The sequence below is a fragment of the Seonamhaeicola sp. MEBiC01930 genome (assembly GCF_045277075.1).
Taxonomy (GTDB): domain Bacteria; phylum Bacteroidota; class Bacteroidia; order Flavobacteriales; family Flavobacteriaceae; genus Seonamhaeicola.
The window spans coordinates 833,836-847,928 of record NZ_CP104270.1; the positions used below are offsets into that span (position 1 = coordinate 833,836).

Below are 14,093 nucleotides of genomic sequence, written 5' to 3' on the forward strand. Positions count from 1 at the left end.
ACATTCAGTTAAAGCAAGTATATTAGACTCCTGAAAAGTTTTTAGCAGCAAAATACATTTTATGAATATTAAAATAACCGGAGTTGGGAGCTATATACCTGACACAATTGAGAAGAATGAAAATTTTCATAATCATGAATTTTTAAATACTGATGGTACTTCTATAAACTCACCAAATGAAGTTATTGTAGATAAATTTAAAGCTATTACCGGAATTGCCGAACGTCGTTATGCGAAGGCTCACCACAATTCTTCAGATTTAGGCTTTTTTGCAGCTGAAAAAGCTATCGAAGATGCTGGTATTGACCCCGAAACTATAGATTATATTATAGTTGCGCAAAATTTTGGAGATGTAAAAAGCAATACTATTCAAAGTGATATGTTGCCTTCTATAGCTTCACGTATAAAACATAGTTTACGCATTAAAAACCCGAAATGTGTAGCCTACGACCTTTTATTTGGGTGTCCAGGATGGATAGAAGGTGTCATTCAAGCCAAGGCATTTATAAAGTCAGGAATGGCAAAACGATGCTTGGTAATTGGAACCGAAACATTATCAAGAGTAGTTGATAAACATGATAGAGATTCCATGATTTTTTCTGATGGTGCTGGTGCAACTATTATAGAAGCTACTCATGAAGAAGGTGGTATTCTTTCTCATGAAACGGCTAGCTATACTTATGACGAAGCTTATTACCTATACTTTGGGAATTCCAATAAACAAGAACTTTGTAGAGATACACGCTACATTAAAATGGAAGGCCGCAAAATATACGAATTTGCGCTTATGAATGTTCCTAAGGCTATGAAGGAATGTTTAGATAATAGTGGTTACGATATTAAAGATGTAAAAAAGATTTTCATACATCAGGCAAATGAAAAAATGGATGAAGCTATTTTAAAGCGATTTTACAGATTATATAGAACTGAAATTCCCGAACACATTATGCCAATGAGTATTCAAACTTTAGGAAACAGTTCAGTTGCTACCGTCCCTACTTTATTTGACTTAGTTAAGAATAATAAAATGGAAAATCACAGCTTGAAAAAAGGTGATGTGATTATTTTTGCAAGTGTTGGCGCTGGTATGCATATTAATGCTATTGTTTATAAATACTAACTTCATTAATGTACGAACAAACATATCCTAATAAACGTTTTAAGCACACCATTCAATTTTTAAAGAAACATGTATCAAATTCTGAATCTATTTTAGATTTGGGTGTACAAAACCCTTTTTCCAAAATCATGATAGCACATGGGTATACTGTTGAAAACACGAAGGGAGAAGATTTAGACGAAAACACAACTAACATAGCTAACTCAAAAGCAGATGTTGTTACAGCTTTTGAAATATTTGAACATTTGTTATCACCTTATACGGTTTTAAAAGAGATTAAAGCTAATAAAATAGTTGCTAGTATTCCCTTAAAATTATGGTTTTCCTCAGCATATAGAAGTAAAACTGATCAATGGGATAGGCATTATCATGAATTTGAAGATTGGCAATTTGACTGGTTATTAGAAAAAACTGGTTGGAAAATTATTGATCGTCAAAAATGGACTAATCCAACAAAAAAAATCGGTATTCGCCCTATTTTAAGATGGTTTACACCCAGATACTACATGGTTTACGCTGAAAGAACAAAATAGGAACTTCTTAAATTACTTGGAAATTCATTTTTTTATTTTGAGTTTTACAATATGAATTTCTACATAGTCATTCCCGCTCACAATGAAGAAAGCTCTATTGGCCTAACCCTAGATTCTTTAATTTATCAGTCCCTAAAACCAAAACAGGTTGTTGTGGTTAATGATAATTCTACAGACAAGACTTTAGAAGTAGTTGAAGGTTACTCTTTTAAACATGATTTTGTTACTCTTGTGAACACTAAATCGTCAAATGAACATTTACCGGGAGCAAAAATTATTAATGCTTTTTATAAGGGCTATGAGGTTTTAGATGAAGATTATGATGTAATCTGTAAATTTGATGCGGATTTAATTTTCCCCTCAAATTATTTAGAACAATTAGCTCTGCATTATAAAGAATCCAAAAAATTAGGGATGGTTTCTGGCTTCTGTTACATAGAAAAAAATGAAGGCTGGAAGCTAGAAAACCTTACGAGAAAAGACCACATTCGTGGAGCATTAAAAGCATACCGCAAACAATGCTTTTTAGACATAGGTAAATTAAAACCTTCTATGGGTTGGGACACAGTTGATGAACTTTTAGCTAAATATTATAACTGGCAGATACTTACTGATAGCACATTACATGTAAAACATTTAAAACCTACAGGTATTAGTTATAATAAAGCCTCTAAATATTTACAAGGCGAAGCTATGTATAAAATGCGCTATGGTTTTATAATTACCTTAATCTCTGCATTAAAATTAGCCTACAAAAAGAGAAACTTTAACTTATTTAAAGATTATATGGCTGGTTATTTTAAGGCAAAAAAAGAAAAACCTGAACAACTAGTTACAGAAGAACAAGGCAAATTTATTAGAAAACTTCGCTGGAAAGGAATGCTCAAAAAATTAACGTAAAAAATAAGAGTCACCTAATTTCTAGATGACTCCTATCCATTATCAATTTAATAATATATTATTCAACAAGTAATTTTTTAATTGATTTTACTGAACGATTTGTATTATCCGTCACACTTATCAAATAAAGTCCTTGAGCAAAATTACTAACATCTACATCTAATAATCTAGTTGATGTTAGATTAATAGCCCTGTTATAAACCTCACTACCCGAAAAACTGTGAATTCTAACAGTAACATCTTCTAAAACTGATTTAGATAAATCTATTTTAACATTATGACTGGCTGGATTAGGATACATAGATATACTAATATCGTCTGTTTCAATATTAGATAATGCTTGACCACTATAGATAAGAAGATCACAAAACCCTCCATCTGAAGGAAACCTAAATACAGGCACAGGATTAGACAAGTCATAACACCCATTTAAACTTGTAAATGCATTGCTTCCTAATTTGGCTCCATCAATTTCGCCACTAAAACTTAAATGCCATATTAAACATACCCCAGGTCCAGCACCGTCAAAATTCACTTCGTCAGGACTTGAGGGTAATCCTAATATATTTCCTTCTACATCTGTAATCACCCATTGAGAATAGTCACCTTCACTTTTACTTAATTCAATACCCGTAGCATAATCTTCAATACCATCTCCTTCACAGAAAAGATAAATACCGCCTGGTTTTAAATAACCTCCTTCAACATCACATTCATCCTTATTAACTTTTCTAATTACTTTTACTGGATTTGACAAACTATAACAACCTTCTATATCTGAAGCATTGTTACCAACTTCGGCTCCTGCTAAATCACCATCAAAACTTAAATGCCATACTAAACATATGCCTTCGCCTGCGCCATCAAAGTTTACAGCATATGGACTTGGTGGTAAACCTAATATATTACCATCATAATCGGTTACTACCCACTGTGAATTAGCTCCTGAATTCCCTTCTATTGTAATGGCTCCTTCTGATATATGATCCGCTTCTCCATCGCCTACATAAAATTCAAATGGACCACCTTCTAGTGTGCCTCCCTCTGGCTGATTTCTGTAAACTGTTATAGAATTTGATAAACTATAATCTCCTGTAATCTCAGACGCATTATTACCTACTTCGGCTCCTGTAAGATCGCCATTAAAACTTAAATGCCATACTAAACAGGTTCCTGATCCGGCACCATCAAAGTTCACTACATAAGGACTTGGTGGTAAACCTAAAATATTACCATCGTAATCGGTTACTACCCATTGACTGTTAATTCCTGACTCCCCTTCTAAGGTGATGGCGCCTTCGTAAATATTATCGGCTTCACCATCACCCACACAAAATGTAAATGGACCACCTGTTAACGTTCCGCCATTGGCTGGTGGATACTTACGAATTACTTTTACTGGATTTGACAAACTATAACAACCTTCTATATCTGAGGCATTGTTACCAACTTCGGCTCCTGTTATATCACCATCAAAACTCAAATGCCATACTAAACATATGCCTTCGCCTGAGCCATCAAAGTTTACAGCATATGGACTTGGTGGTAAACCTAAAATATTACCATCATAATCGGTTACTACCCACTGTGAATTAGCTCCTGAATTCCCTTCTATTGTAATGGCTCCTTCTGATATATGATCCGCTTCTCCATCGCCTACATAAAATTCAAATGGACCACCTTCTAGTGTGCCTCCCTCTGGCTGATTTCTGTAAACTGTTATAGAATTTGATAAACTATAATCTCCTGTAATCTCAGACGCATTATTACCTACTTCGGCTCCTGTAAGATCGCCATTAAAACTTAAATGCCATACTAAACAGGTTCCTGATCCGGCACCATCAAAGTTCACTACATAAGGGCTTGGCGGTAAACCTAAAATATTACCATCGTAATCGGTTACTACCCATTGACTGTTAATTCCTGACTCCCCTTCTAAGGTGATGGCGCCTTCGTAAATATTATCGGCTTCACCATCACCCACACAAAATGTAAATGGACCACCTGTTAACGTTCCGCCATTGGCTGGTGGATACTTACGAATTACTTTTACTGGATTTGACAAACTATAACAACCTTCTATATCTGAGGCATTGTTACCAACTTCGGCTCCTGTTATATCACCATCAAAACTCAAATGCCATACTAAACATATGCCTTCGCCTGAGCCATCAAAGTTTACAGCATATGGACTTGGTGGTAAACCTAAAATATTACCATCATAATCTGTTACAACCCACTGTGAATTAGCTCCTGAATTCCCTTCTATTGTAATGGCTCCTTCTGATATATGATCCGCTTCTCCATCGCCTACATAAAATTCAAATGGACCACCTTCTAGTGTGCCTCCCTCTGGCTGATTTCTGTAAACTGTTATAGAATTTGATAAATCTAACCAACCTTCCAAATCAGCAACATTAACTCCTATTTCTAAATTAAATATGTCTTTATAAGACACACTCCATATTTTACAAATACCTGCTCCTGCGCCTTCAAAATTAAAAGGTGGTGCTTCTGGTAAAGCGAGAATGTTATCACTTTCATCTGTGATAATCCAGTTCTGATAAGTTCCTTTAGCTCCAATTAAATATACATTAATTGGATCCGAATTGCCATTAAGGCAAATTGTTGTGTCATCTTTGGTGCTAATTTCACCTCCATCAATAATACCTTCATTTGTTTGAGAATTACTATTAGGGGCAATTAGTAAAAAGAAAACAAACAAAAGCGCATTTACTCCATGCCAAAAATTAGGCAACGTAAATTCTAAGCGTTGTTCTTTTTTCATAATAATATCGATTAATTAATTATTCGATAAAATTATGTTTAACAATTAAGTTATAATGTTAGACAGCTAACATTTCAGGTTTTATTTATTAGTTTATTATGTGTTTTTTTAATGGTAAGTTTTATTTAAACCATTCTCTATATAAAGAAGCAGCTTCTAAACTGTTCTCTATAGTATCTTCTAATTCTGGAAAGAAATCAATACCTGTTAATTCTTCAACATCATCTACAGGTACAACAAATTCATATAAAGGTTTGTTAGAATTTTTATGTGGTATCAAAAACGCAATCATTTTAGTTTTTCCTGTGTTATTATCTATTAGCACTTTATAAAACTGATTAGGCACAGACACGTATTCTTCTCCTATAGTTTTCATATTACCTTTTAAAACACCTCCTGTCACCACAAAAACACCATTATATCTATCTGCCCAATAACGCACTTTTTGTTCAAGTCTATTCCATATCCCAGAGTTAAAATCATGTGTTTGTGGACTTATATTACTGGTTAAAAATGTTTCATCATGAGCTTCTTTACTATATTTTCTATCTGCTGCAGGACATAAATGACCTCGATCGTAACCAGAGTTTTTATAATTACGCCAATGAGCTGCTTCTGTTTTAACAGCATTATCTATTTCAAAAAAAGGACGTTTAAAATTTGTATTTGATAGATGTAATTTTTTCAACTCATAAGCCACCCATTCGGCCTGTTCATGAGTTTCATTATATGACAGAGAATAAGCGTCATGATGTACAATTTGTCCTGTGGTACTTGTTGGTAAAAAAAACTCGTTAGTATTATCTTTTACCTTTTTACCTTCAACGATAATTTCGGTTTTAACCTCTTCATCTAAAAAAAACTCATAACCTAACACAGTAAGCAATATAATTATTGCAAGTAAAGAATATATAGTCCTTCTCCTCATTCTAATCTAAAACAAACCCTAAAGGCCGACCTGTTGAACCACTTGGATAACTAATACCTAAAAGCGCTGATATGGTTGGAGCAATATCAGGAATTACCGTTTTTTGTAAAGTCTCCCCATGTTTAATCCCTTTTCCAAAAAACAATAGAGGCACATGCGTATCATATGAAAAACCAGACCCATGAGTTGTACCCGTTTTACGATAATAAATATAACCTGGATATGGAACAGTTAAAATATCACCTGAACGTTTTTGGTTATAGCCGTTTTGCAATAGATGTTCAATTCCATTGTGGAAAGAGTTATTACTCATACTAGTAGCCGAATACACCTTGTAGATATCTTTATATGAAATGATTTCATTAACCAGCTTTTGTTGAACAAATGTTAAATCCAAGCCTAGTTCCTTTATTTTTTTTCTATTCAAAAAAATTTGATTGTTACTAACATTTCTAATTAAACCTGTAGTCTTAAACTCCTCTAAAACAAAAGCATTTAATTTTGTTTTAAGTTCTTTGGAAGTGAAATATCCTGATGGAATATTTAAACTTTCTAGATACCTAGGAATATTTGCAACCCCATGATCTGCAGTTAAAAACACGGTATATTCTCCTTTTCCAACCTTATCATCAAGCGTATCAAATAGCCTTTTCAAATCTTTATCTAATCGAATGTAAACATCCTCAATTTCCTTAGAATTAACTCCAAAATCATGACCAACTTTATCAGGACTAGAATAACTCACGGTTAAAACATCTGTGATATCATCTTTTCCTAAATTTTCACCATCAATTGCGGCAATAGTAAAATCTGTGGTCAAATTATCTCCATAAGGTGATTCTGCAATAATTTTAAAATTACCATTTGAACCTTTAAGTTTATTCAAATCATATGGAAATGTTGGTGTCTCTTTTCCTTTAAAAACTCTCTCAAAATCATTGTTATCACTACCACTTTCTGTATAGGTATTTATATCATAGTAGGTATCCCATATTTTAAAATAAGACTCTGTAATATTTGATGAATTAAAATCTTTAACCCACTTTGGTAGATCTTTCATGTAATAAGTACTGCTAATCCAGTTGCCTGAGCCTTTATTTTCATAATCAAACCAGTATGCCGCATTTGCCGTATGTCCCGCAGGTAAAATAGCCCCCCTATGTTTAATAGATATACCTATGGTTTTACCTCTCATTTGTGTAAACAACCTGTTTTCGTCAGTAAAAGTAGTTGACACCATTCTTTTTGGCGACTTTCTCCCATCATTACTATTTGTTCCAAGTGGTTCAACAGTTCTGTCCTCTACACAGTTTACAGTTCTACCTAAGGTTCTATCAAACCAATCATTAGCAATAATTCCATGATTATTTGGTGTAGTTCCTGTAAAAACTGAAGCATGCCCAGGTCCAGTATAAGTAGGTACATAATTAAAATGATTGTTTTTACAATTGAAACCTTCTTGCATCATGCGTTTGAATCCTCCATTACCATACTTGCTTTCAAAACGTGTTAAATAATCATAACGCATTTGGTCTACAACAATGGCAACAACCAATTTGGGGTTTGTTAAAGAAATTTTCCGTTCACTTGTTTCTTCAGACTCAACTGTTATTTGAGCTTTACAAGAAAAGACCGAAGCCGCTATTAACAAAAAGGAAATTATGTTTTTCATTTTACAATTAACATTTTTAGAGTTCAAAAATACAGTTTTTAAAACATCATTATTTAAAATTAAGGTTAAATACCTGTAACTTTTTTTTACTTTAGCATTAACAAATTTATATATGAAATACCTTCATAATATTGGTAAATATTTTTTGATGATTGCAGAAATGTTCCGCAAACCAACGAAGTGGTCTGTAATGAGGACATTGATTTTAAAAGATATTGATGATTTAATAATTGGTTCTTTAGGAATTATTGCTTTTATTTCATTTTTTGTTGGTGGAGTTATTACCATTCAAACCGCTTTAAATATTGAAAATCCACTTATTCCGAGGTATTTAGTTGGTTTTGCAACAAGACAATCTGTTATTTTAGAATTCGCTCCAACATTTACTTCTATTATTATGGCGGGAAAGGTAGGATCTTTCATTACATCAAGTATTGGGACCATGCGTGTTACAGAACAAATTGACGCTCTGGAAGTCATGGGGATTAACTCGTTAAATTACCTTGTATTCCCCAAGACTATTGCTTTATTATTATATCCCTTTGCAATTGCCATTGGTATGTTTTTGGGTATTTTAGGCGGTATGGCTGCTTGCGTTTTTGGTGGCTATACGAGTTTAGAAGATTATATTTTAGGATTACAAACAGATTTTGATGGATTTCATATTACCTATTCTTTTATAAAGACATATGTTTTTGCTTTTGCCTTAGCAACAATCCCGTCTTTTCACGGATATTATATGCAAGGTGGCGCGCTAGAAGTTGGAAAAGCAAGTACAACTGCTTTTGTATGGACATCTGTAGTAATAATTCTATTAAATTATATTTTAACCGGAATGCTGTTAGGCTAATGATTATAGTTAAAAATTTACATAAGTCGTTTGGAGATTCTGAAATTTTAAAAGGCATTAGCACTACTTTTGAAAAAGGAAAAACAAATCTAATTATAGGACAAAGTGGTTCTGGAAAAACTGTTTTTTTAAAATGTTTACTAGGTTTGTTTCCTTATGAAGAAGGTTCTATTTCTTACGACGGGAAAATATTTTCTGAATTATCTGAAGACCAAAAAAGAGATTTACGAGCTGAAATAGGTATGGTTTTTCAAGGAAGTGCACTTTTTGACTCCATGACCATTCTTGAAAATGTAATGTTTCCGTTACAAATGTTTACTAAAATGAGTAAAAGTGAAATGGAAGACCGAGCAGATATTGTTCTAAAACGGGTTAACCTGCCAGAAGCTCATAATAAAATGCCAAGTGAAGCCTCTGGTGGTATGCAAAAACGTGTGGCTATTGCTCGTGCTATTGTAAACAATCCAAAATACTTGTTTTGTGATGAACCTAACTCTGGTTTAGACCCCAAAACCGCTATTGTAATAGATAATCTTATTAAGGAAATAACAGACGAATATCAAATAGTTACTGTTATTAATTCTCATGACATGAACTCCGTTATGGAAATAGGTGAAAAAATTGTATTTCTGAAAAATGGATTAAAAGCTTGGGAGGGCTCAAACAAAACTATTTTTAAAACAGATAATGAATCTGTAACAGACTTTGTTTATTCTTCAAACTTATTTAAAAAAGTACGTAAAATGTATTTAGAAGAAAATGAGTAATACACCAATATAAACTTGCTGCAATACTTATGAAAAATACAACTAAACTTTCACTAATATTTACAGGTATTTGGTTAATTATTGTCTTAACAATGTTATTTATTAACAACTATAGTTGGGTAGGGATTTCTTTAGTTTTATGCTTCATTTCATTGGCTGTTGCATCTGCTAGCTCAACTAAATATAGAAGTTTTTCTTTCACTATTTTAATTTTTGGCATGGTAGCCTTAGCTATGTTTTTTCCAAAATTATTTATAAAAATTGGTGATTTTGAATTAAAATTACTCATTGTTCCTTTACTTCAAATAATAATGTTTGGAATGGGTACTTCCATGAGTATTAAAGATTTTAAAGGTGTTATAAATATGCCTAAAGGTGTTTTTATTGGTCTAATTTGTCAGTTTACAATAATGCCCATTTTAGGTTTTTCTATAGCTCATTTTTTTGGTTTTAGTAGTGAAATTGCTGCAGGAATTGTATTAATAGGATGTTCCCCAAGTGGATTAGCATCAAATGTTATGGTATACCTTGCTAAAGCTAATTTAGCATTATCAATTACTTTAACATCTATAGCTACTTTATTAGCACCATTGTTGACGCCTTTTTTAATGCAAACTTTTGCGGGTGAATTTATACCTATAGATGTTTGGAAAATGATGTTTAGCATTATTAAGATGGTCATACTACCTATAATTGCCGGATTGGTATTTAATCAAATTTTTCATGGTAAGCTTTCATGGTTAGATAAAGTGCTTCCAAAAATTTCAATGGGGGCTATTGCATTAATTATAGCCATTATCACAGCCGCAGGAAGAGATAGTTTACTTGAAATTGGACTCCTGCTAATTCTGGCAGCTATAATTCACAATAGTGCAGGTTACTTTTTAGGTTATTGGAGTTGTAGATTGTTAAAAATGAAAGAAGCAGATTGCAGAACAATAGCCTTAGAAGTTGGTATGCAAAATGGTGGTTTAGCTTCTGGAATTGCTATTGAAATTGGAAAAGTAGCCACTGTAGGACTGGCTCCTGCTGTTTTTGGTCCATGGATGAATATATCTGGATCTGCCCTTGCATCTTGGTGGAGAGATAAAGACCCTTCAAAATATGATAAGAAATAACGTTGTTATTCTTATTTTAAAATTAGAATATTATCCCGTTTTAATTCTTTTTTCAACCAGTCTTTAAGCTCATTTTCCTTTTGCAATCGAATACTATCTGATAAATTTTTATTCCATTTTAGGCTTAGAGCAGATATTGTATCAACATTAATAAAATCTTTTGATGTAAGCATGTTAGAATACCCAAAATACTCTAAATCTTTAAACCTCACCTTTGCATCTCTAGACAAATTGGTGAATGATATTTCATTTCCGGTGCCTTTAGCCTCCACTTGCTGATTTAAATTTGTGATATTTTCTTGTAATTCTGTTATCTGTTTTTGAAGACCAGCAATAATATTATCCTTATTATCTAGATCTCTAATAGCTCTATCATAGGCTTCAGATATTTTATCAAAGCTTCTATTTTTATTACCGCTAATCTCTAATTCAAAATCATTAATTTTCTCATAACGTTTTAATTCGTTACGTAAATCTACTTCAGTTGCTTCAGAAATCTCACCATTGAAGTATAATGTTATTTTCTTAGACTCAGAATTTAACGTTCCATTTTGAAACCACAACTCTCTATTTGAAGTAACCTCATCAGAAATAAAACTATTATAATCATTCTCATAACCACTTTGCCTATAAAAATCAACAAAGCTAATAGTAGGCCAAATCATTACAATTATGGCTACTAATGAAGCCAATCTTGCAATACGCTTGCGCTTCTTAGAATTTGCATACTTAAGCATTGGAAAGCGCAAAAGCTTTAACACAATAAATGTAGCCAACGCAATGAAAATAGTGTTTATAGTAAACAAATTCATTGCTCCTAAAAAGTAATCGAAATTATGAGCTAAACCATACCCCGCTGTACAAAGTGGAGGCATTAAGGCTGTTGCAATTGCTACACCAAAAATAACTGAAGCAATAGTTCCTTTTTTGGTTCGTGCAATTATTAAAGCTAGACCACCAAAAAATGCAATAAACACATCTCTTAGATCTGGTTTGGTACGACCAAAAAGTTCGTTGGTCATTATATCTGCCGTTGGAAAAAACTTAAAAAACAAAAATGCCGTTAATAAACTCAAAACTATCATTGTAGCTAGGTTTACTAAAGACTTTTTTAAAGTATCAATATCATTAATTGCTATAGACATACCTATTCCTAAAATAGGCCCCATAAGCGGAGAAATTAACATAGCACCAATAACTACAGCAGTAGAATCTGCGTTTAAACCAATAGAAGCAACAAATATAGAACAAACCAATATCCATGCTGTTGCACCTTTAAATGGAATATCATTCTTTATAGCTTCAATAGTGGCATTTCTATCAGTATCTTCCCTAAAATCTAATAATTCATTTAGAAATTTTGATATACTTGCAAATAAACCTTGAGCATCCTTTTTTACATTTTCTTTAGATTGCTCTACCTTTTGATCTTTGTTTTTTTCAGATTCCTCTTCAGAAAAATTAAATTTATTTTCTTCCATTGTAGCTAAATTAACTCGTGTTTACGAATATAATATAATTTTAGAACACAATGTATTTGGAATATTAACCGTATTGCTCACCAAATTTATCTTTTACGCTTTGAAGTGTTTTCTTAATATCTTGCTCTTTTTCCTTTGGGTAAATTAGCAAAACATCTTCTTTATCAACAATAATATAATCACTTAAACTATCAACAACAACAATTTTATTGTTCTTTGTTCTAATCATATTCCCTGAAGCATCTTCAGTTAAGGTTCTTGCGTTAACTATGGCATTTTCAGATTCGTCTTTATCTAATTTATCAAATAAACTACCCCAAGTACCTAAATCATTCCAATCAAATTCCGCAGCAATAACAAAAACATTATGAGACTTTTCCATAATGGCATAATCAATAGAAATATTTTCTGCTTTCGGATAGTTTTCCTTTATAAAAGCTTTTTCTTCACCAGTGTTATAACTAGAAATACCCTTTTCAAAATGCTCAAATAATACAGGCTTATTATTTTTAAACGCTTTTAGAACTGAAGCTACACTCCACATAAAAATACCTGCATTCCATAGAAAATTTCCTTGTGCAAGAAATTCTTTAGCAGTTTCATAATCTGGTTTTTCTCTAAATTGATTAACTGTTTTTATTTCTTCTGATGAGCTTTTATCATACTCTATATACCCATAACCTGTATTTGGAAAGGTAGGTTGAATACCTAAAGTCATTAATGCATCATTTTCAGAACAATAATTAAATGCTGTTTCTACGTTTTTAGCAAAAGTAGTTTCGTCTTCAATCCAGTGATCACTTGGAGCTACAATCATCACTGCATCTGGGTTTTCCTTTTGAATTTTCAACGATGCATATAGAATACAGGGCGCCGTATTTCTCATAGCAGGTTCTAATACAACTTGACGCTGTTCTACCTCCGGCAATTGTTCAAGAACCAAATCATTATACCTTTCATTGGTTAAAATGAAAATATTTTCCTTTGGAATTAACCTAGCAAGTCTTTGAAATGTTTTTTGAATCAAAGTATCACCTGTTCCCAACATATCATGAAATTGTTTAGGAAACTCTTGTGTACTCACAGGCCAAAACCTAGACCCAACACCTCCTGCCATTAATACGGCGTAGTAATTTTTATTCATTTCTTTTTTCTAGTAATTCAACTTCAACATTAGGGTTAAAAAGGTACATCTTTCCCGTATTTACTTCAACACACTCAAATCGTTTTACCCGTTTTTTACCCATTTTAAATACTTTACCATTATAAAGTTTAAATGCGCTTTCTAGTGGTACATCAAAAATATAAGTTTTATCGTTAGGCTCGTCATATTGTTTTAAAGCTAACGCTAAATTAACATCAGTATCACTGCTGGCTTTAGGGTTTTTAAAGTGTCCTGCTAAAAGCTGCAATAGGTGATTAGGAAACACTTCGGGGTTTAAAAACGGTAACATTAATTTTTGAAACACCCTTTTCCATTCAACACCATGAGGTTTTATAAATCTTCCATACAAATTATATGCTTCAAAATGGGCTACCTCATGAATTAAAGTAATTAAAAACCTGTACTCATTTAAATTAGAATTGATTGTAATTTGATGTTTATTATTAGGTAAGGCTCTGTAATCCCCATGACGTGTCTTTCGTTCCTTTTTTATTTTTACCACAAGATTATCATGCTCCAAAAGTTTTAAAACTTGGTGTAAAGCAGGCTCTGGTATATATTGTTGTATTTGGGATTGCATTTATGTAAAAATACGGCAATTATTAGAAGTAAAAAAGAATTGACTATCACTTCTTTAATGAATTTCATGATAGTGCAGATTCCTTAAATGGCCGAAATAATTTAGCTAAAATCCAGCAAAAGAAGGCATCCGTTTGACAATGCAAAATATCACTAAGTTTAAAAACATATTTTATTTATGGCGTAAGCTTG

General features: G+C 32.6%; 12 protein-coding genes. 6 read left to right on the plus strand and 6 right to left on the minus strand.

Translation table 11 applies throughout. From position 1 onward, the window contains the following. Positions 1-61: 61 nt before the first annotated feature. From N1F78_RS03660 to N1F78_RS03670, 3 genes are read left to right on the plus strand one after another with little or no spacing between them, the layout of a single operon-like run. Positions 62-1,120 (plus strand): 3-oxoacyl-ACP synthase III family protein, encoded by a 1,059-nt coding sequence (locus N1F78_RS03660; protein WP_406684831.1) that lies wholly within the window; start codon positions 62-64, stop codon positions 1,118-1,120. 8 nt (positions 1,121-1,128) lie between these two features. Next, positions 1,129-1,653, plus strand: coding sequence for a methyltransferase (locus N1F78_RS03665; protein WP_406684832.1), 525 nt, complete (start codon positions 1,129-1,131; stop codon positions 1,651-1,653). Positions 1,654-1,704: 51 nt separating this feature from the next. After that, positions 1,705-2,553, plus strand: coding sequence for a glycosyltransferase family 2 protein (locus N1F78_RS03670; protein WP_406684833.1), 849 nt, complete (start codon positions 1,705-1,707; stop codon positions 2,551-2,553). 58 nt (positions 2,554-2,611) lie between these two features. Here the strand turns inward: N1F78_RS03670 and N1F78_RS03675 are convergent, their stop codons facing one another. The 3 genes from N1F78_RS03675 to pafA form a co-directional block, all read right to left on the minus strand. After that, positions 2,612-5,341 (minus strand): T9SS type A sorting domain-containing protein, encoded by a 2,730-nt coding sequence (locus tag N1F78_RS03675; protein ID WP_406684834.1) that lies wholly within the window; start codon positions 5,339-5,341, stop codon positions 2,612-2,614. Positions 5,342-5,462: 121 nt separating this feature from the next. Then, entirely contained in the window at positions 5,463-6,269 is an 807-nt protein-coding gene (locus N1F78_RS03680; protein WP_406684835.1) for a DNA/RNA non-specific endonuclease, read from the minus strand. A gap of 1 nt (position 6,270) precedes the next feature. Continuing rightward, entirely contained in the window at positions 6,271-7,941 is a 1,671-nt protein-coding gene (gene pafA, locus N1F78_RS03685) for an alkaline phosphatase PafA (protein WP_406684836.1), read from the minus strand. A gap of 112 nt (positions 7,942-8,053) precedes the next feature. Here pafA and N1F78_RS03690 point away from each other — a divergent pair, with 112 nt between their 5' ends. From N1F78_RS03690 to N1F78_RS03700, 3 genes are read left to right on the plus strand one after another with little or no spacing between them, the layout of a single operon-like run. Continuing rightward, entirely contained in the window at positions 8,054-8,791 is a 738-nt protein-coding gene (locus N1F78_RS03690; RefSeq protein ID WP_406684837.1) for an MlaE family ABC transporter permease, read from the plus strand. After that, a complete protein-coding gene (locus N1F78_RS03695; RefSeq protein ID WP_406684838.1) occupies positions 8,791-9,558 on the plus strand; it encodes an ABC transporter ATP-binding protein in 768 nt (255 codons plus the stop codon). The genes N1F78_RS03690 and N1F78_RS03695 overlap by 1 nt, the downstream gene beginning before the upstream one ends. Positions 9,559-9,587: 29 nt before the next feature. Then, complete coding sequence (locus N1F78_RS03700; protein ID WP_406684839.1) at positions 9,588-10,676, plus strand: bile acid:sodium symporter family protein; 1,089 nt, start codon at positions 9,588-9,590, stop codon at positions 10,674-10,676. A gap of 11 nt (positions 10,677-10,687) precedes the next feature. On the opposite strand, the gene N1F78_RS03705 is transcribed toward N1F78_RS03700, so the two are convergent. The 3 genes from N1F78_RS03705 to N1F78_RS03715 form a co-directional block, all read right to left on the minus strand. Next, positions 10,688-12,157 (minus strand): DUF389 domain-containing protein, encoded by a 1,470-nt coding sequence (locus N1F78_RS03705; RefSeq protein ID WP_406684840.1) that lies wholly within the window; start codon positions 12,155-12,157, stop codon positions 10,688-10,690. Positions 12,158-12,221: 64 nt separating this feature from the next. Beyond that, complete coding sequence (locus tag N1F78_RS03710; protein WP_406684841.1) at positions 12,222-13,301, minus strand: mannose-1-phosphate guanylyltransferase; 1,080 nt, start codon at positions 13,299-13,301, stop codon at positions 12,222-12,224. Beyond that, entirely contained in the window at positions 13,294-13,902 is a 609-nt protein-coding gene (locus tag N1F78_RS03715) for a SprT-like domain-containing protein (RefSeq protein WP_406684842.1), read from the minus strand. The genes N1F78_RS03710 and N1F78_RS03715 overlap by 8 nt, the downstream gene beginning before the upstream one ends. Positions 13,903-14,093 lie beyond the last annotated feature (191 nt).